Source organism: Synechococcus sp. TAK9802 (assembly GCF_014279535.1).
Classification (GTDB): Bacteria; Cyanobacteriota; Cyanobacteriia; order PCC-6307; family Cyanobiaceae; genus Parasynechococcus.
Genome location: NZ_CP047937.1, coordinates 1,116,176 through 1,137,686 on the forward strand (window position 1 = coordinate 1,116,176; position 21,511 = coordinate 1,137,686).

The window sequence follows — 21,511 nt, forward strand, 5'->3', positions numbered from 1 at the left end:
CCCTTGGGATGCTCCGGCAGCAGACGGGTCATGATCAAAACCTCCACCCGAGAGACCCAGGTGAAGCTCACGGTCTCCGTTCCACCGAGCCTTCATGTGCTTCTTCGCGGCTGGGCCCTGTGTGAAGGACGTGAGCTGACCAGCGTTGTACTTCAGTGCGTGGAGCTGTCGGTGCGCCAACTCAAGAGCAATGGCTCCATTCCCAGCGCAGCCATCCGCGCCTATGAGGCTGCCTGTGATGAACGTTTGGCTGTGGGAGGGTTGTGATCGTGCAGCTTGATCAGATCGAACAAGCGCTTCAGGCTCCGGTGATGGACGCCGTGATTGCCCTGAGCGAAAGGGTACAAACCCTCGAGAACAATCCTGAGGGGCGGATCTACACCGCCTATCGCGCTATTGATCAAACCCTCGCCTTGGGGTACTCCGAGAACATCGATGCGATCGGTGAACAGCTTCGCGAACGCGACTTCGTGCTTCTCGCGAGCCGTCGGGGTACACGCCGAGAGCAGAGGTTACTGTTACTCACCCTCAAAGAGATCGGTATCGCCAGCAGCTACAGCGAAAACTGCTTCAGCGCATCGACGAACACAGTGAGCCATCTCAGGCACCTGGGCTGGCCCTTGGGCAATCTCAAGCAAAACGCCAACGGCACCAAGACGCGCAAACGCTTCAACCCGGGGCGCTGATCAACGATCGACAGCGTTGCACCATCGCCGCCACAACGGCAGGATCAGCGGGGGCTCAATCGCCGCGATCCATGTCCCGGTACAAGTCGGCAACCGCCCACGCTTTGGAGGCCGGTTCATTCAGATGGCGTGGGATGAGATGGAGATGAAGGTGCTGGGCTCCCTCACCAAAGGCAATGGCATACACGCGCTCGCATCCGCTGATCTGTTTCACGAGATCACTGGCATCGCGAACAGCGCACCCCCAATCAGAAGCCTCGGCCGCCGTGAATTCCACGGGGCCGGAACAGTGCCTTCGTGAATCCAAGAGAAGCCAACCTGGTAGGGGTGCTGGGTCCGGATGATGCCGCAAAATCCAGAGTTCAGAGCGCTGAATCTCGTACCGCTCTTGCGCGGTGGGATCGAGATGCAGCTGGCAGATGGCGCAGTTTTCCACGGGGATGATCTTCAACGACGAACAGCACCAAGGCCATTACCGATCAGCCCGAAGTCGATGATCAAACCGATCAACACCACCAACAGGCCACTGAACGACGACACGCCCCCGAACGAGGCCGCAGCCCAGCAATAGCCGAGGGTTGTGGTGGGGAGAAACAACAGACCCAGGATGGGAAGCAACGGGTTGGGAACACTGGTGCCACTGAAGGGCTGCAGCACGAAACTGCTGTTCATCAACCACATCAACACCAAAACCAGGCGTGGAGCCAGCAGGCCAATCGCCGCCAGAAGACACATCGCAAGGCAGGGACGCTGGGTCATCCATAGCGACACCATCTGAGGGCGACATCGTCCTCACCGGAAGATTCAGGTTTCGAGCGAGCAATTCATCGCCAACTCGAACGGAACGGCGGCGTTGGGGATCGACAACAGGCTGCTCGAGAGAGACGCAAGATCTTCGGGTTGGGTCATCGCGGCAGGTTCAACGGCCGTCACCGCACGAGCCATATCGGTGTTGACCCAACTGGGACAGATAGCGGTCACCCGAATCCCCTTGTCCCACCCTTCATTGCGCATGCTCTGACAGAGCCCCATCAAGGCGAATTTGCTCACGGGATAACCCGCCATTCGACCTTTGACGCGTTTGCCACTCATCGACACCAGCACCTGGATTCGTCCATGGCCACTGGTCGCCAGATACGGCCAGGCCGCACGGGTCAGCCACCAGGGCCCCTTCACGTTGATTGCCCACAGTTCATCAAGCTGCTGCTCTTCGCCATCCGCAAACAACAACGGGGTTCGATACAAAATCCCCGCGCAGTGGATTACGGTGTCGATGGCACCCCAGTGACGAACGGTGCTGTCAACCCAGGCTTCAACACTGGCTGGATCGTTGGCGTCGTAGGCGTGATGCAACACCGTCTCAACGTCCAAGTCTGTTCCCCTTAGAGCCTGCGGATCCCGCAGACCAAGGCTGAGGCGGTGACCATCCTTAAGCAACCGTCTGGCAATGGAACATCCGATGCCACGACTGGCTCCGGTAAGCAAAACCGTGCGTTGCATCAGGACGCGTTGAGGAGTCGATCGATCAGCAATTCTGGCGTTGTTGCATCCAGGAGGAGCTGGCGATTTCGCTGCGAGAGAAAGCCCGTCGAAACGCTTTGATCCAAAAAGCTCAGCAACGCATCGAAGTAGCCATCGATATTGAGCATGCCGATCGGCTTGGCATGAAAACGAAGCTGAGCCCAGGTCAAGGCCTCAAACAACTCGTCGAGGGTTCCCAGGCCTCCGGGCATGGCAACGGCTGCATCGGCCAGATCGAGCATTCGCGCTTTGCGCTCGTGCATCGATCCCACAACCTCGAGATGGGTCAAACCGGAGTGCACCACTTCATCTTGCGTTAACGCCTCGGGGATCACCCCAATCACCTCCCCTCCAGCCGCCAAAGCGGCATCAGCAACAGCGCCCATCAAACCAATGCGAGCGCCGCCGTAAACCAGGGCCATGTCCTGGGTGGCGATCAGTGCACCCAGCTCAGTGGCAGCAAGCTTGAAAAGGCTCGAGTCGCCGCTCGAGGAGCCGCAATACACAGCGATTCGATTCATGGCGCCTGGCCGTGATCCATTCATCCTCACCTGCGATGGCTGGCAAAAACGAGCCAAGCCTCGAGAATCACCAGGAACGGGTCCCGATGAGGATGACCTCGATGCGCCTTGAGCTGCTGAGCCGTCACAGGATTCGAGACCCAGGCCTCGGCCTGAATGAACCATCCGGACTGACGCTGAACGCGGATGGATCAGCGCTGTACACCGTCAGTGATGACACCAAGGCGATTTTTCGTCTGGATCTCAAAGGCAGGGTGTCGGTGAGCGACTCGTTCTTCATCGGCCTCGACGACTTGGAAGGCATTGCACTCCGTGGAAATGACAGCGAGCTGCTCGTGGTGCAGGAGCGGAGCAATTCTGTGGTGGTGGTGGATCTGAGCAGCCGGCGCGAACGGTATCGGCGCCCGCTGTCAGCCATGACCAACTACGACACTGTCGCGCACCACTTCCCAGACCCTCCGGACAACAACGGATTGGGGCATCACTGTGAACACCAGAAACAACCATGTGGTTGTGGTGAAAGAGCGCCAGCCCGGTTTGCTGATCGAACTGGATTCCATACTCACCACAATCCTCTCCACACGAGTGCTGCAAGCCAGCCAAGGGATCATGCATCCCGAACTGTAGGCCGAGAAGCTTGATTTCTCGGGCCTGAGCTACGACAGCAGCAGCGACACCCTCTGGATCGTCAGCGACAAGGGGCGGTGCCTGTTCCAGTACGACTGGGCAGGCGACACTGTTCTCCAACGCCTCGATCTCAACATCAGCACGGGAGACAAGCCAAAACGGATCCGCAAACCGGAGGGTGTTGCCATCGATCCCGGGCGGAAAAGGATGTACGTGGTGAGCGATCGGGACGCTGATCTCTACGTGTTCAAACTCCATGACGACTGCTGAACAGCGCCGCGTTCTGATCACCGGTGCTAGCAGCGGCATTGGCCTTGAAGCGGCAAAAATCCTGCTGGCCCGTGGAGATGCACTCACCGTTGTTTGCCGCAATGCAGAACGGGCCGAGCGAATCCGCACGGCTTTGTCGGATTCCGTGGAAACGTGTATTGCCGATCTGGCGGACCTTGCATCTGTGGCCGAGGCGATCGAACAACTCCGCCATCACGAGATGCCATTCGATGCACTGGTGCTCAATGCCGGGTTGCAATACGCCGGCCACAGCTCCCCCCGTTGGAGTGCACAGGGCATTGAACTCACCTTTGCGGTGAACCACCTGGCCCATCAACTTCTGGCGGAAGGATTGAAGGAGCAAACCCAAGCCATCGTGATCACCGCCTCTGAGGTGCACAATCCAGCCACCGGCGGAGGACGGGTTGGCCAGCCTGCAGGGCTGGGCTCGCAACAGGGACTGCGCCAGGGCCCCGGGGCGCCGATGGTTGATGGAGAAAGTCCGTTCAATGCAGACAAGGCCTACAAAGACAGCAAGCTCTGCAATCTGCTGATGGCCCTGCAGATCCACCAGCAGCGTCCGGACATACCAGTCGTGGCCTGGAGTCCAGGGCTGGTGATTCCCCGCACGTCAGAGGGGTTTTTCAGAAACAGTCGCCAAGCCAATCCACTTGGGCAGGCCTTGTTTGGGTTGGTCGCTCGGGATCTTTTGCGATTGACGGAAAGCGTTGAGCGGGCAGGGGCACTGCTGGTGCAGCTCATCGATGAACAACTTGATCAACCGGGATTCAGCTACTGGAGCAATGCCCTGTTGGGCCCTGGACGGCATCAATTCAAACCAACGGAACCCTCCGAAGAAGCGAAGAACAGCGACACAGCGACGATGCTCTGGATGTTGTCGAACAAGCTGATCAACTCTTTTTTGACGCCATCCCGCTGATCGCCAAACCGTTCACAAACCAGCATCCATTGCGTTAGTTCATTGATTGATTATCAAACTTGTACACACGGTTGGGAATCACACTGATGTTGACATCCAGATCATCCAAGCCGAAGTCCTTGGCTCGTTTCAACATCTGCTGATTGACATCGTTCATAAAGGATTGATCCAAGATGTCTTCGGGGGCATTGAGCACAATATCCAGCCTTGTCTCGTTGTTAACAACACTCACGCTGCTGTACATCAGACGAATTTTTGACCACAACCTCTGGTTGCCTCGCGCGAGGGCTACACGTTTGAGTTGTCCTGCTTTGAAGCGACCAAATTCCGCATCCATCTGCTGCCGCACACTGAAGTCATGCAATGCCGATGACAAGGGCAGGCTCAACAGCCCGAGCAATCCCAACCAGACCAGAAGATTGCGCCAACAGCTGCGGAATGAGCCGTAACGCTGCAGCAAGAACACCACAAGGCTGGTGACGGTGATGCCGATCAGGTTCGCCAGAAAAAGCAGAAACGATCCCTCCGCGATCTGGTTGGTGAGACCCGCCACCGTTCCACGGCCAAACACAGCAACCATTTCCGAGCCGAGCGTGAGGCCAATGCCGCTTACACAGAGTGGTGGCACAAGGGCGACAGCAATCGCCACCCCTGCAATCGAATTCGACAATTGCTTGCGGGTCATCGAGAACGACCCGGCAATGGCCGCCGCGATAGCGATGCCCAGATCGATCAGGTTGGTAGACGTGCGGCCGGTGATCTCCGACTGCACATGGCTGATGCCCAGTCCCAAACTGATTAACGCCGCGGTTCCAATCACCGCCAGAACGCCGAAGCCAATGGTGACGGCGGAACGTCGGATCAATCTCCCATCGCTCACGGCCAAGCCAAAAGCCAGGCTGAGGATGGGTCCATCAGCGGAGCGACGATCATGGCCCCGATCACAACCGCCGTGCTGTTGGAGATCAGCCCGAGGCTGGCGATCACCGCAGAGCTGATCAGAAGAATGAAAAAACCAAGCGATGGCTTGGATGAAGCGATCCGCGCTTCATAAAGCTCCGTGCGAGGAACACGACTTTCAAGATGAACCGCCCAATGCCCCGACAGGGTCTCCAGCAATTGCCCCAGCACCGTGCACGTCTCCAGGCCTCGCATTCCTGAATTGTGCCCAGAGTTCTCGACTGCACAGCAGACTGCACAACGATCTACACCAGACCATGACGGGTGTATTGGCGGCCCTTGGAGCAGCCATGGCCTGGACGGGAGCCAGTGCACTCTGGCGATCGCTATCAGGGCGAGTCACGGCGATCCGGCTCAACGCCATGAAGAACGGCTTGGCCAGCCTGCTGTTTCTGCCGGTTCTGCTCACACTTCCGCACAACACCGAGGTGCATGCTGTTCTGCTGCTGTTGATCAGCGGCTTGATCGGCATTGCGGCCGGAGACAGCTTCTATCTCGGGGCGTTGCGGCGACTCGGCACCCGACGAACCCTCACCGTGGAAGCCAGCGGTCCGGTGCTGGCCAGCATCGCTGGAGTTCTGGTGATGGGGGACAGCCTGGCCGTGAAGAACGGTCTCGGCGCACTTTTGGTTTCAAGCGCTGTGGTTCTCATTGCCATGCAGGCGAAAGAGACGAGCCAAGGGGGGCGGGGGGACAGCGCTGCTGACTTCGGCATCGGGCTGCTGTTGGCACTCACCGCCGTGATCTGTGGCCTGAGCGGAGCCTTTCTGGCCCGTCACGTGCTGATCAGCAGCGACCTCACCCCATTGCAGACGGCATCGATCCGGCTGCTGGGCGGATGGCTTGGTCTTCTTCCCTTCCTCAAAGGGATCTGGAGACAGACCAAGCTGAAGCAACGGGAGCAATGGAAGCTTGTGATCGCCACCATGGTCGGAACCAACGGGGGAATCCTGTTGCAACAGGTGGTGCTGCAAACGATGCCCGTTGGAGAAGGGGTGACCCTGATGGCCACAGCACCAGTGATGGCTCTTTTTGTGGGCCGAATGGAAGGAGACCCGATTCAGCTCTCCGGCGTGGCTGCCGCGGGGCTGGCCTTGGCCGGTGTGGCCTGCACCAGCCTCTGAAGGCCGGATTCCAGGGCCGGAGCTGCAGCCTCGTTCAAAGCCAGCACCACCAGATCAGCACCACAGCCCTGATCGGGACGCCAGGCATGGCTGGGAGCTGCTTCAAACCAGCTGTTCAACCGCGGACCCACCATCTGGATCTGAAGCGGAAGCGTTTTGCTGGGCAGCCAGACACGCCCCTTGAGTCGAACCACCTGGTGATTGCTCACGAGGCTGGGCAACAGCTGCTCGAGGGCCTGACGGTCCAAGGCCCCTTCAATACGAACATTGCTGCCGACCATGTCGACATGGCTGTGGTCGTGATGGTCGTGGTCGTGGTTGTCGTGGTGGTTGTCGTGGTGGGTGTGGGCTTCCTGGGGGGTGGGCTGGCGCTCAAGGCCCAACACAACGGATGTCTCCACCTGTCCCTGAGACACAGGAAGCAGAGCGGTACCTGGGCGCACTTTGTCTTTGATCCGCCCCTGCACCTCAGCCATCGCTGATGCATCCAGGCAATCAGCCCGGCTGATCAAGACCAGGTCAGCGGCCTGGAGTTGATCCTCAAACAAGTCGTCGATCGCTGTGAGGTGATCGAGGCTGGGATCCTCGGCCCGTTGCCGCTCCAGCGCTTCAGCATCAGCCACTGGGCTGCCTGCAGCCAAAGCTTCGCCATCCACCAGCGTCACCACACCATTCACATGCACACGGCTGCGAATGGCCGGCCAATCCAGGGCCTGAAGCAGAGGCCTTGGCAAAGCGAGACCGCTGGTTTCAACAACGATCCCATCCAATTGATCCGCCCGTTCCAGCAACGTCTCCATGGTCGGCAGGAAGTCGTCCTGCACCGTGCAGCAGAGGCAGCCGTTGTTCAGCTCGACCAAACGGCCATCCACCTCCTCCTCAGGACAAAAGCCGCAGCTGCGAATCAGATCACCATCAAGCCCAACGCTGCCAAATTCGTTGACCATCACGGCCAATCGTTGACCGCCACGGGTGAGCAGATGGCGGAGCACCGTGGTCTTGCCGGCCCCAAGAAATCCGGTGATCACGGTCACCGGCAGACGCTTAGCCATGACGATTAGGGGCGGCAGCCCAGGCTCTCACGGGTGGAGACACCACTGATCGGATTGGATCCATCCGCCCGAGCACAGAGGGCCCGCTGTTGGGGGAGGTCGATCACGGCGTTGGTGAAATCAGCACCGTCGATCTGCGCGTCCGTGAAACAGCTCTGCATCATCATCGCGTTGGTGAAGTTGGCCCCCCGGAGATCGGCGCGCTCGAAGTGGCTGGCAAAGCCCACAACATCGGAGAGATCGGCATCGCGGAGATCGGCCCCCTGCAGTTGCGAGGTGTTGATCACAGCGCCGCGCAGGTCTGTACCGCTGAGATTCACCTCGCGCAAATCGGCCTTGAGGAACTCTTCTTCCTTGAGGTCAAGACCGTGCATATCGGCGCTGATCTCCTGAACCGCGAACTGACCACGCAGCTCGGGAGCGGTGATGGCCTGCACTGATTCAGCCCAAACAACTGTGCTGAACGCCAGCGTGATCACCGCCAGCAGCGAGGCCATACGTCGAAGGGCGTCCATGAGACCGGTAATTTGAGCAATCACGTTATGGCAACTGTCCGCGGAGCGAGTCGATATGGCCATGAGCTTGCGGGTGGTGGTTCCACCCCATCCCCTGATCGGCCATTGGCTGACCATGCTTCGGCATCGGGAAACCCCTGCGGCCCTCTACGCCACAGCCCTGCAGGAACTGGGCCGATGGCTCACCTACGAAGCCCTGCGGGACTGGCTGCCCCATCGCCGGGAGACGGTGCCCGGACTCCATGGGGACACCGAAGGCACCCTCGTTGAAGCATCGGTACCGCTGATCGCCATTCCAGTGCTGCCAACAGGCCTCGAGCTTTGGCAGGGAGGACGATCCGTCCTTCCCGATTCCTCCCTCTGCCTGGGGTCATGCCCACAGGAGATCGAAGCCAACGCCGGGGTGATTCTGTTCGTGGATCAGATCAGTGATGGTGAGGCCACCCTGAAACTTCTGCAGGAGCTCCAGAGCAAGGGCGTGGATGGACGGCGGCTGCGGCTGATCACTGCCCTGTGCGCCAGTCCTGGACTGAAGCTGTTGGGTGAAGCGATTCCAGACCTAACGCTGCACACCGCCTGCATTGACGAAGGCGTGGGGGAGCAGGGTGAGATTCGTCCGGGAATCGGTGACCCTGTGCGACGGCTGAACCTCAGATCTTGAGGGCATGACTAACCTTCAGGCAGGTTGAACGCACCCATGGCCCAGCAGCACGACACGGGCTCAGGCACCCTGGCAACTCTGGTCACCGGAGCAGTGCTCGGTGCTGCAGGCCTGGCCTGGTGGCTCCTCAACGAAGCCGACAGGCGCAGGCGATACGGCGCGCAGAAGTCGATGTTGCACGCACCGCGGATGCAGGACGGTTCCGAAGTGCTGGACAGCGCAGGCAACGGACACCTCGAGGAGCGGGTGGAAAAACTCAACGCAGAGATCGCCCGCGTTCGCGCCCAACTCGAGGGACTCGGTAGCGAAGGATGAGCGCTCGGTAGGTTGGCTTGATTGCCACTGGTCCGCTCCGTTCCATGCTTCGCTCCGACGCCGTCACCAAGGGGATTCAGCGGTCTCCCAACCGCGCCATGTTGCGGGCCGTGGGCTTTGGAGACAGCGATTTCGGCAAGCCCATCCTGGGCATCGCCAACGGCTACAGCACCATCACCCCCTGCAATGTGGGGCTGAACGACCTGGCCAAACGAGCTGAGGTAGCGGCCCGGCAGGCCGGAGGCATGCCACAGATGTTCGGAACCATCACCGTGAGTGATGGAATCTCCATGGGCACCGAAGGGATGAAGTACTCCCTGGTGAGCCGTGAAGTGATCGCTGACGCCATCGAAACGGCCTGCAATGGCCAGAGCATGGATGGGGTGCTGGCCGTTGGTGGCTGCGACAAGAACATGCCCGGCGCCATGCTCGCGATGGCACGGATGAACATCCCTTCGGTGTTCGTCTACGGAGGCACGATCAAGCCGGGCAAGCTGGGCGGCTGTGATCTCACGGTGGTAAGCGCTTTTGAAGCGGTCGGCCAACTGACCAGCGGCAAGATCGACGAAGAGCAGCTAACCGCAGTTGAGAAAAATGCCTGCCCTGGGGCTGGCAGTTGCGGCGGCATGTTCACCGCCAACACCATGAGTGCCGCCATCGAAACGATGGGTCTCAGCCTCCCCTACAGCTCCACGATGGCTGCCGAGGACGAGGAAAAGGCCGACAGTGCGGCTCGCTCCGCCGAGGTGCTGGTGGAGGCCGTGAAAGCCAACATCCGCCCCCTGGATCTGCTCACCAAGGAAGCCTTTGAGAACGCCATCAGCGTGATCATGGCGGTGGGTGGCTCCACCAATGCGGTGCTGCACCTGCTGGCCATTGCCCGCACCGCCGGCGTTGACCTGAGCATCGATGACTTCGAACGGATTCGTCAGCGGGTGCCGGTGATCTGTGATCTCAAGCCCAGCGGCCGCTACGTGACCGTTGATCTGCACAACGCCGGCGGCATTCCCCAGGTGATGAAGCTGCTGCTGGATGCAGGCTTGCTGCACGGCGACTGCCGAACGGTGGAGGGCAAAAGCCTGAAGGAGTTGCTCGCCGATGTGCCCTCGGAGCCGCCCTCAGGGCAGGACGTGATCCGCCCCCTGAGCAATCCGCTTTACGCCAAAGGGCACCTCGCCATCCTCAAGGGCAACCTCGCCAGCGAGGGAAGCGTGGCCAAGATCAGCGGTGTAAAGACACCTGTTCTCACCGGCCCGGCGCGGGTGTTTGAAAGCGAGGAAGACTGCCTTACCGCCATCCTCGACAAAAAGATCCAGGCCGGGGATGTGGTGGTGGTTCGCAACGAGGGTCCCGTCGGTGGACCGGGCATGCGGGAGATGCTGGCTCCCACCTCAGCGATCGTTGGTCAGGGCCTTGGGGACAAGGTCGCCCTGATCACCGATGGCCGCTTCAGCGGCGGCACCTATGGCCTGGTGGTGGGACACGTGGCTCCTGAAGCCGCCGTTGGCGGAAAGATCGGGCTAGTTCAAGAAGGTGACAGCATCACGGTTGATGCTGATCAGCTGCTGCTCCAACTCAACGTGGATGACGCGGAACTGGATCGCCGCCGGGCGGGATGGAGCAAGCCGGAACCCCGTTACCGCAACGGAATTCTCGGCAAGTACGCGCGGCTCGTCTCCAGCTCAAGCCGGGGTGCGACCACCGACCATGCCGATTGAATTCGGCGCGATCAAACAGCCGGTTGCACCAGAGCCCGTAGGCGGCGACCCAATGCTTCAAGCGGGGCGGCATCCTGCGGTGCCTCACAGCGCTGCCCCGATGCGCCATCCATCCAGACCGGATGGCGCCCGTGCCAGAGCATTGGACGTTCCGGTTGGTCCCACCAGCTCAGCATCAGATTGATCTCATCGCCACTCCGATAGATCTCCAGTTCAAGATCCTGATCGGAGCAACGCTGGCCGTCGCCATCACGGCATTCGATCCGCACGTGCAGATCGTCGATCTGGTCTGGAGCCGAAGGATCGATCAGAACAACAGCATGGCTCCAGGGCTTGAGGCAAACGTCAGCCGCCTTGGCAATCAACACCAGAAGGTCCATGGACTCAGGGCAAGGCGCGGATTGAACGGATCAGCACCCGGATGGACCCAGCGCGAAACCCCGGATTGAGATCCCCAGCATCGCCGAATTTCGAGTGCAACACCTGAATGCGGGTGATGCCACTGGGATCGAAGCGCAGCGGTAAGCCAACGGGCTTGGCACGCACCGTGGGTCTGAGGTCGGCGAATGGCACCACAACAGGGGTCAAACCGGACGGTTTGGTCGCAACATCTACCACCCAGCGGAGACCACCGGGAATCAGTTCCGTGAGTCCCATGGCTCCATCCAGGCAACCAAGGGCAATCTTCAGGGTGCGTCCCTCACCCTCAACATCCAGCTGAAGTGCTGAATAAGGGGACAGATCGAGCGGGGGCTGCAGGCGAGGGGAGCGGCAGCTCACGAAACCACCGCCGGTCTCCACCAGCTCCCCGTCCAGCACGAGTCCGTCGGGGGTCACGCGGCAACCGGCACGGGATCGGCCGCCCATGATCGTGTCGTTCAGGCTGGCCCAGTCAGCAAAGTCGCTGCCCTGGAAAAGGATCTGTTCAGAGGCCGGCGGCTGCATCCTGATCAGCAAGGATCAGCACATCACTAGCAGGTTGAACCAGCCGAGCGGGAGTGCGATCGGAGGATTCGGAGGGATCGACCAGTCGCCGGAGGGCCTCCTGTTTACCGGCCCCACTGACGAGGAAGATCACCTGACGGGCGGCACTGAGCACAGGAGCCGTCATGGTGATGCGATCCAACCCCTTGCCGCGCCCGATGGTCGTCCAGCGATCCAGCACCGCTGGAGCCTCGGTGCCGGGGAACAGGGATGCGGTGTGGCCGTCATCCCCCAGGCCCAGCAGCATCACATCGAACACCGGTGGGGCTCCTGAGCACAGCTGAGAAAGCTGGTCAGCAAAAGCCTGGGCACTGGCCTCAGGGCTCTCCAGTTCCACGGTGGGCACGGGATGAAAAGCAGCTGAAGCTCCAGGCCCGGGTGCGAGAAGGGTGCGGCGCAGCATGCCGGCGTTGCTGGACGCATCGTCGGCAGCCACCCAGCGCTCGTCACCCAGAACGACGTCCACCCGGTCCCAGGGCAACCGTTCCTGACCGAGCAGGGAGTAGGCACTGGCGGGGGTGCTCCCACCGGAGAGAGCGATCTGGCAGCGGTCCCGTTGATCCAAGGTCAGATCAATTTGGGCGGCAACAGTTTCACAGGCCTGACGGGCGAGGTCCTGAGGATCCTTCGCCCGCTCGATGCGGTAGTTGGTCATCGCTCAACCACTCAGCTGAGCCATTCGGTGTGGAACGTGCCCTCCTTGTCGACCCTTTGGTAGGTGTGGGAGCCGAAGCAATCGCGCATCGCCTGAACCAGGTTCTGAGGAAGGCGGCCGGAGCGGTAGCTGTTGATGTAGTCGAGGGTGCTGCTGAAGCAGGGAACGGGAATGCCGGCCTCGGCGGCACCGGCCACCACTTGAGCCAGTCCGGGAAGCCTTCGGTTGATCTGTTCAGCGAACCAGGGATCAACCATCAGGTTGGGCAGCTGGGGATCCGCATGGAAAGCATCCTGAATGCGCTTCAGCAGACGGGCCCGAATGATGCAGCCACCCTTCCAGATCTGAGCGATCGACGGCATGTGGAGTTCATAGTCGAGGTCCTGGGAGGCGATTCGCAGAAGCTCCATGCCCTGGGCATAACTGGCGATGCAGCTCAGCACCGTGGCATCCATCAGCGGAGCCATGGCATCGTCAGGTTTTCCCAGGTCAAAGTCCTTGATGGTTGGTCCTTTGAGGATCGATTCGGCCGCCACGCGTTGGGGCTTCATCGAGCTCATCACCCTTGCATTGAGAGAGGCATAGATGGTGGGAACAGAAGCACCCATCTGCAACGCCGTCACAACGGTCCAGAGGCCCGTGCCCTTCTGGCCAGCCTGATCGGTGATTTTTTCCACCAGATCAGTGCCATCGACGGGATCCTTGGTGCGGAGACACACCTCGGTGATTTCCACCAGATACGACGACAACTCTTCTGTGGCATTCCATTGACCGAGAACGTCGGCCATCTGCACACCGGTCATTCCTTTGACACGCTTCATCAGGTCGTAGCCCTCGGCAAGGATCTGCTCAATGCCGTATTCGATCCCGTTGTGGACGGTCTTAACCAGGTGTCCTGACCCGCCGGGACCGATGTAGGTCACGCAAGGTCCGTCTTCGACCTGAGCCGCCATCTTGTTCACAAGGCCCTCGATGGCCTCGTAGGAGGTCTTGGTTCCTCCGGGCATCATGCTCGGCCCCTCCAGGGCACCTTTGGCGCCACCGGACACACCCATACCGATGAAACCGAAGCTCTTGCTCTCGAGTTGCTTCACCCGACGTTCGGTGTCGTGGTAGTCGGAGTTGCCTCCGTCAATCAGCAGATCGCCTTCTTCGAGATAGGGGGAGAGCTGATCAACAACGGCATCCACTGCAGGCCCCGCCTTCACCATCATCAAAATCCGGCGGGGGCGCTCCAACTTGCCAACGAAATCTTCGAGGTCAGTGGCGCCCTGAATGTTCTTGTCCTTGCCACGCCCCTGGAGGAAATCTTCGGTTTTGGCGTAGGTGCGGTTGTAGACAACGCTGGAGAAACCGTTGCGTTCCGCATTCAGGACGAGGTTCTCGCCCATCACGCCAAGACCGATGAGGCCGAAGTGAGACTTGGACATGGCCTGGAGGACCACTGAGGACTGATCTCAGTGTGTTGATCTCGGCTGGTCTCGACCGCAAATCAACCAACAAATGTCAGGAATGAGCCATCGGCAGAAAGACGTCGGCTCATTCCTGAAAACGGTTGCTGCCCTCAGATCACCGTTCCATCAGCGATGGTGGCGTTTTTCTGAACCACCACAATGCCGTTGCGGATGTAGAAGCCCTGATCGGAACGGTCGGCTTCTTCCACGTTGTCCTTGTTGATGATCGAGACACCCGAACCAATGCGGGTGTTCTTGTCGAGGATGGCGCGTTTCACCGTGGTGCCCTTGCCGACGCCAAGAGGAATGCCTCCGCGCTCTTTCAAGACAGCGCGTTCATCTGGAGATTCGAAGAAGTCGGCCCCCATCACCAGCGTGTCCTGAAGCACGCAGTCACTTTCAATGCGACTGCGCACCCCGAGAACGCAGTGGTGGATGCTGCAGGACTTCAGGATCGAGCCTTCGCCAACAATCGAGTTGGTGATCTGGGCATCAACCAGCTTGCTAGGGGGCAGATAGCGAGGACGGGTGTAGATGGGGAATTTCTCGTCGTAGAAGCTGAAGGGGGGCGTGGGTTGTTGGGTCAGCGCGAGGTTGGCTTCATAGAACGCACCGATGGTGCCGATGTCTTCCCAGTAGTCGTCGAACACATAACTCTGAAGCTTGTCGCCCCGCGCGAGAGCCTCGGGAATGATCTCCTTACCGAAATCCTTGTGCCCGGGATGCTTGTCAAGCAGATCAAAGAGGGTCTGACGGCTGAAGACGTAAATGCCCATCGAGGCCAGATAGGGCCTTTCCTTGGCTGAATCGGCACTGAGGCCGAAGCGAGAGGTGTCGACAGCCATCTCCAGAAGCGAATCACCCTTGGGCTTCTCGCGGAACTCCTTGATCGAGCCGTTTTCATCGGTCCGCATCAGACCGAAAGCCTCTGCCTGCTTGGGATCAACGGGAAGGGCAGCAACGGTGAGATCAGCACCTGAGCGGCGGTGGTGCTCGATGAAGAGGCTGTAATCCATCCGGTAGAGCTGGTCGCCGGAAAGGATCAGGTATTCATCAACATCCCATTCCTGGAACAACCACTGGTATTTGCGTACAGCGTCTGCAGTGCCTTCAAACCAAGTGGGACTGTCGGGGGTTTGCTGAGCTGCGAGCACCTCAACAAAACCGCCACCAAAAGAATTGCTGAGGTTGTAGGTCTGACTGAGGTGACGGTTCAGTGACGCACTGTTGAACTGCGTCATCACGTACATCTTGTTGATGTCGGAGTTGATGCAGTTGCTAATCGGAATATCAATCAGTCGATATTTGCCTGCCAGAGGGACGGCCGGCTTGGCGCGCATTTTTGTGAGCGGATACAGGCGCGTGCCTGCACCGCCGCCCAGAATGATGGCCAAGACCCGCTTCATGCCGCTGTCCCAAATCGGCGTTGCCGCAAGAACTTACCGGAGTTTTTGGCTTCGCAACCGTCTTTCGGAAGAATCAGTCGAGATTACTGGGATTCAGATCGCGACTGAATCGCTCAAGAGCTCAAGAAGCTTCCAAATCGAACAGTCGTTCGACAATTCGGAGGGCCTGTTGGCGATCCTGACGGGTCTGGGGAGCCCGCAGCTGGGTCACCGGCGTGTGGAGGATTTTGTTGATAATTCCCTTGCTCAACGCTTCGACAACCTTGCGTTCCCGGGCTGAGAAATCAGGGCCCATTCGGCTGAGGGCTTTCTGGAGTTCCTCCGAACGGATCGACTCCATCGAAGAGCGCAGCTGGTTGATGGTCGGCACAGCCTCAAGGCTGTCCCACCACTCGAGAAACTGCTGCGCTTCTTGCTGAAGCAACTGCTCAGCCTCGCGGGCCATGGCCTGACGGGCTTCCTGGTTACGGGCAACGACCTCTTGCAGGTCGTCCACATCGTGGGATTCAACGCCGTCCACATCGGCAGCATCCGCAGCGATGTTGCGCGGCACACCGATATCAATCAAGCGCAGCTTGCTGCGCCGGTTCAGAGGAGACAGACGTGCGGCATCAATGATCGGATCATCGGCGGCGGTGCTGGTGAACATCAGCGAGCAGGTACTCAGGTACTGATCCAGATCCGTAAGCGGCCTGCACTGAACAGGAAGATCAGGGAAATCAGCCGACAGCTGCTCGGCCCGTTCAACGGTGCGGTTAAGCAGAACAACACCCGAGGCACCTTTGGCCTGAAGGTGCTGGAGCAAAAGACGGCTCATGCGCCCTGCACCAACAACGGCGATCTGCTCGCTTTCCAGGGTGACCAGTTGATCCAGACCTCGGGATTGACCGAGCTTGAGCTGGGCGAGCTCAACGGCAGCTGAACTGATCGAAACAGCCCCCGTTCCGAGGTTGGTTTCACTGCGCACCCGTTTGCCGGTGGAAACAGCCTGGGTGAGCAAGCGGTTCAGGATCGGACCCAGGGATTTGTGCTCCTGGCCGAGCCGCATCATTTTTTTCACCTGGGAGAGGATTTGACCTTCCCCCAGCACAAGGCTGTCGAGACCTGCTGCCACCCGCATCAGGTGGTCGACAGCGTCTTCGTGGTGGTAGCTGAACAGGTGGGGCGTCAGCTCCCCTGTCTCAAGACCGGAGTGACTGCTGAGGAAGTCGCTAACAGCAGACACGCCGAGGTCCGGATTGCGGACCAGGGTGTAAATCTCAAGGCGGTTGCAGGTGCTGAGGATCGATGCCTCGAGCACCTGCTCATTGCCGCGCAGGGATTGAAGGGACGTCTCCATGGTCTGCTCAGGGATGCTGAGCCGTTCCCGGATCTCCACCGGTGCCGTCCGATGACTGAGGCCGACGACGGAGATATGCATGAAGACGTTCCTCTCAACCAGTTGATGACGATCAGCTCAGAGCGATGCTCTGGGCGCCGTCTTTGATGTGCACGGTGTTGGTGAAGCGGCAGGTGTTGTCCAGGTTGCTGATCACCAGGCTGCTTGTGCGGGTGCAGTCCTTTTCGAACTTAACGCCATCGAAGAGCAGACCATCCGTGATGCCGCTGCCAGCGAAACAAACATGCTCACCGCAGGCCAGCTCCTCAGCTTCATAGACCTTGTCGGGATCGGCGATGCCCATCTCAGCGAGACGCGCCAGGTTGCCCTCTTTGGTCATGTCAGCCCACTCGGAGGTCTGAGCAATCGCAGGGTCGTACACCAGTTGGCCCTGGAAGTGACCACCAAGAGCGCGCATGGCAGCGGCGGAGATCACACCTTCAGGGGCAGCACCGATGCCCATCAGGCAGTGGGTTCCGGTACCAGCGAAACCGCAGGCGATGGCGGCCTGAACGTCTCCATCGGAGATGGGCTGGATGCGAGCACCGGTGGCACGGATCTCAGCGATCAGGTCCTTGTGACGGGCGCGGTCCATCACCACGATGTTCAGCTCGTCGACGGGGAGACCCAGGCACTCGCTGAGGATCTTGATGTTTTCCGTGGCTGATTTGCGGATGTCCACCTTGCCCTTGGCTGCCGGAGGAGCAGCCAGCTTCTTCATGTAGAAGTCGGGGGCGTTGAACAGACCGCCACGGTCGGAAGCGGCGAGAACAGCCATGGAGCCGCGCTGGTTGAAGGCGCAGAGGTTGGTTCCTTCGCAAGGGTCAACAGCAAAGTCAACGCCGGGGCCGGTGCCGGTGCCGACTTCTTCTCCGATGTAAAGCATCGGGGCTTCATCACGTTCACCCTCGCCGATCACGATGCGGCCCTGCATCTGGATCTGATTCATGCGCTTGCGCATGGCATCAACGGCCAATGCATCGGCTTCATCCTTCAGGCCTTTGCCGGAGAGCGAGGCGGAAGCGATGGCGGCCTGCTCGACGATCTCGAGAATTTCCTGAATGAGGGTCTGATCCACGGGACTCCGGATGAGGTGGGACGGGTTGGCGAGATCTCCTGGACGGGCAGTTGGCCGTCGCCGCAGTGGATCTCGACGTCTGAGCGCGGCTCACTGTATCAGTGGTTGCAGGAGTCCCTAAAATCTCCCGGCACTTCGCGCTCCTCATCCATGAGCACCAAGCCCCTGGTGATCTCGCCGTCAATCCTGTCGGCTGACTTCGCACGCCTCGGCGAAGAAGTGAAAGCCGTGGACGAAGCCGGTGCGGATTGGATCCATGTGGATGTTATGGACGGCCGCTTTGTTCCGAACATCACCATTGGACCGCTGATTGTTGAGGCGCTGCGGCCGGTGACCCAGAAGCCCCTGGACGTTCACCTGATGATCGTTGAGCCGGAGAAGTACGTCCCCGACTTCGCCAAAGCCGGTGCCGACATCATTTCCGTGCAGGTTGAAGCCTGCCCACATCTGCACCGCAACCTGGCTCAGATCAAGGACCTGGGCAAAAAAGCAGGTGCAGTCCTGAACCCATCAACACCGATCGACACCCTCGAGTACTGCCTCGAGCTCTGCGATCTGGTGCTGATCATGAGCGTGAACCCCGGTTTCGGGGGCCAGAGCTTCATCGAGAACCAAGTTCAGAAAATTCGCGACCTGCGCCGCATTTGCGACGAGAAGGGTCTCGATCCCTGGATCGAAGTGGATGGCGGCATCAAAGCCGGCAATGCCTGGAAGGTGATCGAAGCAGGTGCCAACGCGATTGTGTCCGGATCCGGTGTGTTCAACCAGCCCGATTACGCCGAAGCGATCAAGGGCATCCGCAACAGCAGCAGCAAGGAAGCCGTCCTTGCCTGATCAGCAGACCGTCAACTGACCGCCACAAGCCCGGCAACCGATGCCGGGCTTTTTTATGAGCACTTCAAGCAAGAACCCAGCGCTCGAACAGTTTCAAAATCTCCAAAGATTTGATGGCCACAGTGATGCGAACAGGCCTCCGATAATAAACGCATGAATGATGACGTCAAATTGGTTGCCGCCTTCCTGGCGCTGAATGCTGGTGTGATCGCATTAGCTTTTGCCGGATATCTCAAAGGGAGCATGAATATCGGTGCGGTCCTTCAACACTTGGCTCAATAGTTCCGTTGACTTTGCGCATCGGGCAGGCCCAGGCTCTCTTCCCTGCCGCTGAGTTGAAATACGGATGATCCAAACATCTACTCTGGAGGAGACTGGGAGAGTCGAAGTCGGAGGCGTCCAATGCGTGACGACGGTCCAACTGAGCAAGATCTAGAAGCTGCCTGACTGGTCTGACAAGCCATACAGCCAGACGCTTCGTTCAGCTTCAAAGAACGCCAACAAGGTTTAGGCCATCCTTTCGCAGGGGTGGCCTTCCTTTTTGCCCGTTGGCTTGATGCATGGCCTAAGAAGCCAACAACAGCATGCAAGGGCATCACGCCAATCAGTGACGTGGATCACAAAACAAGACTGAAGATCATGGAATTATTCAGTCACGCGATGGACCACAGGTCACTGCGCGAGATTCACGCATAACCGGGGGAACAGCATGAGCAGACGAGGCATCCATCCACTGCTTCGGGGTCTTGATCGGCCTCAGCGGGTCGCACCTTCAAGACGCGCTGTCTTGCTGTCTGGCCTGGAATCGGCGCAGCGGAAGCGTTATCTGCGCTCTGAAGCAGAGGAGAGCGAAACCTCCCAACAAACGACCCGGCATCGCTCGTCTAAGTAAGACGAATGCCCCCGCAGGCGCTGATTTGTTCGTTCCTACTGCACAGAAGAGGGGTGTGATCACAACCCAGAGTTGATTGGTGTGGGGGGAGAGTCCAAGTGGACCTCAATCCCCCCTGAGTGGTGGGGAGAGTCCGAAAGGCCTCGATCCCCTGGTGGCGGCCGCTTGCGCTGCCAGACCCACATCTCCACCATGGTTTCCATCCGCAGCTGCAGGCATGCAGCTCAAGAATCTCTTCCACTAAGGGTGGGCCATCTTCACAAACTGAACCCGGGCGAAACATCCCTGGAATGGGGGATCTGGACCAAAGGATCAATCCCTCATCTGGGGGATTGATTCGAAGAGAAAAAACTCCTTACTATAAAACCAACAAAAAGCAATAAGTTCATGCCCAGATGCATCCTGTCATAGATCCAACTGAAGTTGACAGACCCTTTCTTATTCGGGGAGGCAAAATGAATCACAGAGCAACCCGTTCATTTTGAAAAAAGTTTTTTCCGGGCTTTTCATAGGAGTTGCATTAATGACGCTCTTGAGTGAACCAGCCCTAGCCAACAAGACATATTCAAGGGCGAAGACTTGCTACCAGAATCAATATGTTGAGACTTACCATCCCGGCACCAGAGAAAAGCCTGGCTACGTCAGCAGTCGAGAGGAGAGGGTCGAACGGCCCTGCCCCAAGACCCTGCATTTCCATGGGCGCAAAAGCCACAAGCACAAGGAGGGGCATCAAGCCCACAACCATTCAGCTCATCCACCGACAACGTCAGGAGGACGAAAGGTTATGGCGACTCCCGCAGCAGAGGACGAAAATTCTTGTTTGGAAGGAACCCTCGTTGGCGGCGTTCTAGGTGGAGCCTTGGGAGGCGCGCTTGCCAAAAAGGACAACTGGATTTGGTCGATTCCTGCCGGGGCTGTTGGCGGTGCCCTTGTTGGATGTCAGGTCGATGGCGGTTGAGCCTCTATCGAGTTCACACAAAGTGCTGGTTAGAAAAACCAGCCGTAGCTGTGCAAACCAATGCCCAGCAGATTCACCCCGATGTAACAAACAGCGATCACCACAAGGCCAACAACAGCTACAAGAGCTGGGCGTCGGCCCTGCCAACCGCGACTGAGGCGTGTGTGCAGATAAGCGGCATACACCAGCCAGCAGATCAAGGCCCAGGTTTCCTTGGGATCCCAGCTCCAGTAGCTGCCCCAGGCTTCATTCGCCCAAACAGCACCACTCACGATGCCCACCGTAAGCATCAAGAACCCAACGGTAATGGTGCGATAACTGAGGCTGTCGAGTTGCTCATTGGTGCTCAGCTGAACCGATTGCAGCTGAACAGAACCACCATTCGCGATCGAGGCCGCCTGACGATATCCACCACTGCCGATGGAACTGCTCCGCAGTTCCAGGGATTGGCCGCGATCGGTGACCAACACCGCCAAGGAGAGCAGGGATCCCACCAGCAGTGCGGCGTAACTCACCATGATCACGCTCACGTGCATGACCAACCAGCTTGAGCGCAGGGCAGGAACCAAAGGAGCCGCTGACTGCAATTGATCGGGCAAGGCAAAGCTGGCAAAGGCAATGCAACCAAGGCCCATGGGTGTGGCCGCAGCCGCCACGACAGGAGAAGGCCAGGCCCGTTCCACCAGCAGCTGGGTAAGGGTGCAAGCCCAGGCGAGAAAGCACAGTGATTCGTAGAGGTTGCTGATCGGGAAGTGGCCGGATTGCCACCAACGCAAAATCAGCTGAGCCGTGAACAGAAGGTTTGCGACGGCCACCAGCAGTCGCACCAAGCCAGCACGGGACTGGCTGGACACCGCCCAGAAAGCCATGGGCATGGCCAGCAGCAGCAACACAAAGCCAGCGAAACCAAGACTGGTGACCAGCTCAAAAGGCGTGTTCAGCACACCATTTCCAGAAGACAC

The 21,511-nt window shown here is 59.1% G+C and carries 28 protein-coding genes; 12 read left to right on the top strand and 16 right to left on the bottom strand.

All coding sequences use genetic code 11. From position 1 onward, the window contains the following. The first annotated feature begins 30 nt into the window (after positions 1 to 30). Both SynTAK9802_RS06480 and SynTAK9802_RS06485 read left to right on the top strand, forming a co-directional pair. On the top strand, positions 31 to 267 hold the full coding sequence (locus SynTAK9802_RS06480; RefSeq protein ID WP_006850194.1) for a hypothetical protein: 237 nt from the start codon (positions 31 to 33) through the stop codon (positions 265 to 267). A gap of 2 nt (positions 268 to 269) precedes the next feature. Further along, positions 270 to 686, top strand: a complete 417-nt coding sequence (locus SynTAK9802_RS06485; protein WP_370586347.1) for a hypothetical protein — start codon at positions 270 to 272, stop codon at positions 684 to 686. 55 nt (positions 687 to 741) lie between these two features. On the opposite strand, the gene SynTAK9802_RS06490 is transcribed toward SynTAK9802_RS06485, so the two are convergent. The 4 genes from SynTAK9802_RS06490 to SynTAK9802_RS06505 form a co-directional block, all read right to left on the bottom strand. Beyond that, entirely contained in the window at positions 742 to 963 is a 222-nt protein-coding gene (locus SynTAK9802_RS06490) for a hypothetical protein (RefSeq protein WP_186495481.1), read from the bottom strand. A 170-nt stretch (positions 964 to 1,133) separates the two neighbouring features. After that, positions 1,134 to 1,421 (bottom strand): hypothetical protein, encoded by a 288-nt coding sequence (locus SynTAK9802_RS06495; RefSeq protein WP_186498062.1) that lies wholly within the window; start codon positions 1,419 to 1,421, stop codon positions 1,134 to 1,136. Between the two features lie 69 nt (positions 1,422 to 1,490). Further along, on the bottom strand, positions 1,491 to 2,186 hold the full coding sequence (locus SynTAK9802_RS06500) for an SDR family NAD(P)-dependent oxidoreductase (RefSeq protein WP_186495482.1): 696 nt from the start codon (positions 2,184 to 2,186) through the stop codon (positions 1,491 to 1,493). Next, entirely contained in the window at positions 2,186 to 2,728 is a 543-nt protein-coding gene (locus SynTAK9802_RS06505; protein ID WP_244272220.1) for a TIGR00730 family Rossman fold protein, read from the bottom strand. Before SynTAK9802_RS06505 ends, SynTAK9802_RS06500 begins: the two co-directional genes overlap by 1 nt. Before the next feature lie 86 nt (positions 2,729 to 2,814). Between SynTAK9802_RS06505 and SynTAK9802_RS06510 the strand changes: the two genes are divergently transcribed. Genes SynTAK9802_RS06510 through SynTAK9802_RS06515 form a run of 3 tightly spaced genes read left to right on the top strand, consistent with a single transcriptional unit; the run spans position 2,815 to position 4,565 of the window. Then, positions 2,815 to 3,369, top strand: a complete 555-nt coding sequence (locus SynTAK9802_RS06510) for an SdiA-regulated domain-containing protein (RefSeq protein WP_255487700.1) — start codon at positions 2,815 to 2,817, stop codon at positions 3,367 to 3,369. Positions 3,370 to 3,412: 43 nt separating this feature from the next. After that, positions 3,413 to 3,625 (top strand): hypothetical protein, encoded by a 213-nt coding sequence (locus tag SynTAK9802_RS12585; RefSeq protein WP_255487901.1) that lies wholly within the window; start codon positions 3,413 to 3,415, stop codon positions 3,623 to 3,625. Beyond that, on the top strand, positions 3,612 to 4,565 hold the full coding sequence (locus SynTAK9802_RS06515) for an SDR family NAD(P)-dependent oxidoreductase (protein WP_186495483.1): 954 nt from the start codon (positions 3,612 to 3,614) through the stop codon (positions 4,563 to 4,565). The genes SynTAK9802_RS12585 and SynTAK9802_RS06515 overlap by 14 nt, the downstream gene beginning before the upstream one ends. A 34-nt stretch (positions 4,566 to 4,599) precedes the next feature. On the opposite strand, the gene SynTAK9802_RS06520 is transcribed toward SynTAK9802_RS06515, so the two are convergent. Beyond that, positions 4,600 to 5,445, bottom strand: coding sequence for a DUF389 domain-containing protein (locus SynTAK9802_RS06520; RefSeq protein ID WP_370586348.1), 846 nt, complete (start codon positions 5,443 to 5,445; stop codon positions 4,600 to 4,602). Continuing rightward, a complete protein-coding gene (locus SynTAK9802_RS12785) occupies positions 5,442 to 5,720 on the bottom strand; it encodes a hypothetical protein (RefSeq protein ID WP_370586349.1) in 279 nt (92 codons plus the stop codon). Before SynTAK9802_RS12785 ends, SynTAK9802_RS06520 begins: the two co-directional genes overlap by 4 nt. A gap of 62 nt (positions 5,721 to 5,782) precedes the next feature. Between SynTAK9802_RS12785 and SynTAK9802_RS06525 the strand changes: the two genes are divergently transcribed. After that, on the top strand, positions 5,783 to 6,649 hold the full coding sequence (locus SynTAK9802_RS06525) for an EamA family transporter (RefSeq protein ID WP_186495484.1): 867 nt from the start codon (positions 5,783 to 5,785) through the stop codon (positions 6,647 to 6,649). On the opposite strand, the gene cobW is transcribed toward SynTAK9802_RS06525, so the two are convergent. Both cobW and SynTAK9802_RS06535 read right to left on the bottom strand, forming a co-directional pair. Further along, a complete protein-coding gene (gene cobW, locus SynTAK9802_RS06530) occupies positions 6,586 to 7,701 on the bottom strand; it encodes a cobalamin biosynthesis protein CobW (RefSeq protein ID WP_186495485.1) in 1,116 nt (371 codons plus the stop codon). The two genes, SynTAK9802_RS06525 and cobW, sit on opposite strands and share 64 nt — an antisense overlap. Before the next feature lie 5 nt (positions 7,702 to 7,706). Next, positions 7,707 to 8,198, bottom strand: coding sequence for a pentapeptide repeat-containing protein (locus SynTAK9802_RS06535; RefSeq protein ID WP_255487702.1), 492 nt, complete (start codon positions 8,196 to 8,198; stop codon positions 7,707 to 7,709). A 73-nt stretch (positions 8,199 to 8,271) separates the two neighbouring features. Here SynTAK9802_RS06535 and SynTAK9802_RS06540 point away from each other — a divergent pair, with 73 nt between their 5' ends. Genes SynTAK9802_RS06540 through ilvD form a run of 3 tightly spaced genes read left to right on the top strand, consistent with a single transcriptional unit; the run spans position 8,272 to position 10,910 of the window. After that, a complete protein-coding gene (locus tag SynTAK9802_RS06540; protein ID WP_186495487.1) occupies positions 8,272 to 8,877 on the top strand; it encodes a uracil phosphoribosyltransferase in 606 nt (201 codons plus the stop codon). 36 nt (positions 8,878 to 8,913) lie between these two features. Then, entirely contained in the window at positions 8,914 to 9,192 is a 279-nt protein-coding gene (locus tag SynTAK9802_RS06545) for a hypothetical protein (RefSeq protein WP_114989086.1), read from the top strand. Positions 9,193 to 9,236: 44 nt separating this feature from the next. Continuing rightward, positions 9,237 to 10,910, top strand: coding sequence for a dihydroxy-acid dehydratase (gene ilvD / locus SynTAK9802_RS06550; protein ID WP_186495488.1), 1,674 nt, complete (start codon positions 9,237 to 9,239; stop codon positions 10,908 to 10,910). Positions 10,911 to 10,921: 11 nt separating this feature from the next. Here the strand turns inward: ilvD and SynTAK9802_RS06555 are convergent, their stop codons facing one another. From SynTAK9802_RS06555 to glpX, 7 genes are all read right to left on the bottom strand, one after another. Next, entirely contained in the window at positions 10,922 to 11,290 is a 369-nt protein-coding gene (locus SynTAK9802_RS06555; RefSeq protein WP_186495489.1) for a hypothetical protein, read from the bottom strand. Between the two features lie 4 nt (positions 11,291 to 11,294). Beyond that, the gene (locus SynTAK9802_RS06560) at positions 11,295 to 11,855 is read right to left on the bottom strand and encodes a CIA30 family protein (protein ID WP_186495490.1); all 561 of its coding nucleotides are present in this window, start codon (positions 11,853 to 11,855) and stop codon (positions 11,295 to 11,297) included. Next, complete coding sequence (gene pgl / locus SynTAK9802_RS06565) at positions 11,836 to 12,549, bottom strand: 6-phosphogluconolactonase (protein ID WP_186495491.1); 714 nt, start codon at positions 12,547 to 12,549, stop codon at positions 11,836 to 11,838. Before pgl ends, SynTAK9802_RS06560 begins: the two co-directional genes overlap by 20 nt. An 11-nt stretch (positions 12,550 to 12,560) precedes the next feature. Then, on the bottom strand, positions 12,561 to 13,979 hold the full coding sequence (gndA, locus tag SynTAK9802_RS06570; protein WP_186495492.1) for an NADP-dependent phosphogluconate dehydrogenase: 1,419 nt from the start codon (positions 13,977 to 13,979) through the stop codon (positions 12,561 to 12,563). A gap of 134 nt (positions 13,980 to 14,113) precedes the next feature. Continuing rightward, entirely contained in the window at positions 14,114 to 15,409 is a 1,296-nt protein-coding gene (locus SynTAK9802_RS06575; RefSeq protein WP_114989080.1) for a glucose-1-phosphate adenylyltransferase, read from the bottom strand. 121 nt (positions 15,410 to 15,530) lie between these two features. Next, positions 15,531 to 16,829 carry a glutamyl-tRNA reductase gene (locus tag SynTAK9802_RS06580; RefSeq protein ID WP_186495493.1) on the bottom strand — a complete coding sequence of 433 codons (1,299 nt, stop codon included), beginning with the start codon at positions 16,827 to 16,829 and terminating at the stop codon, positions 15,531 to 15,533. Positions 16,830 to 16,860: 31 nt separating this feature from the next. Then, positions 16,861 to 17,865: a class II fructose-bisphosphatase gene (gene glpX, locus SynTAK9802_RS06585; protein WP_006851350.1), complete on the bottom strand. Its 1,005-nt coding sequence runs from the start codon at positions 17,863 to 17,865 to the stop codon at positions 16,861 to 16,863. A 150-nt stretch (positions 17,866 to 18,015) separates the two neighbouring features. On the opposite strand from glpX, the gene rpe reads away from it, so the two are divergent. The 3 genes from rpe to SynTAK9802_RS12790 all read left to right on the top strand — a co-directional run bounded on the left by rpe (position 18,016) and on the right by SynTAK9802_RS12790 (position 20,549). Beyond that, positions 18,016 to 18,699, top strand: a complete 684-nt coding sequence (gene rpe / locus SynTAK9802_RS06590; protein WP_186495494.1) for a ribulose-phosphate 3-epimerase — start codon at positions 18,016 to 18,018, stop codon at positions 18,697 to 18,699. A 153-nt stretch (positions 18,700 to 18,852) separates the two neighbouring features. Continuing rightward, on the top strand, positions 18,853 to 18,981 hold the full coding sequence (locus SynTAK9802_RS12590) for a hypothetical protein (protein WP_255477759.1): 129 nt from the start codon (positions 18,853 to 18,855) through the stop codon (positions 18,979 to 18,981). Positions 18,982 to 20,375: 1,394 nt separating this feature from the next. Next, the gene (locus SynTAK9802_RS12790) at positions 20,376 to 20,549 is read left to right on the top strand and encodes a glycine zipper 2TM domain-containing protein (RefSeq protein WP_370586391.1); all 174 of its coding nucleotides are present in this window, start codon (positions 20,376 to 20,378) and stop codon (positions 20,547 to 20,549) included. A gap of 29 nt (positions 20,550 to 20,578) precedes the next feature. Here SynTAK9802_RS12790 and ccsB read toward each other — a convergent pair whose 3' ends face one another. After that, positions 20,579 to 21,493, bottom strand: a complete 915-nt coding sequence (ccsB, locus tag SynTAK9802_RS06600; protein WP_186498065.1) for a c-type cytochrome biogenesis protein CcsB — start codon at positions 21,491 to 21,493, stop codon at positions 20,579 to 20,581. Between the last annotated feature and the right edge of the window lie 18 nt (positions 21,494 to 21,511).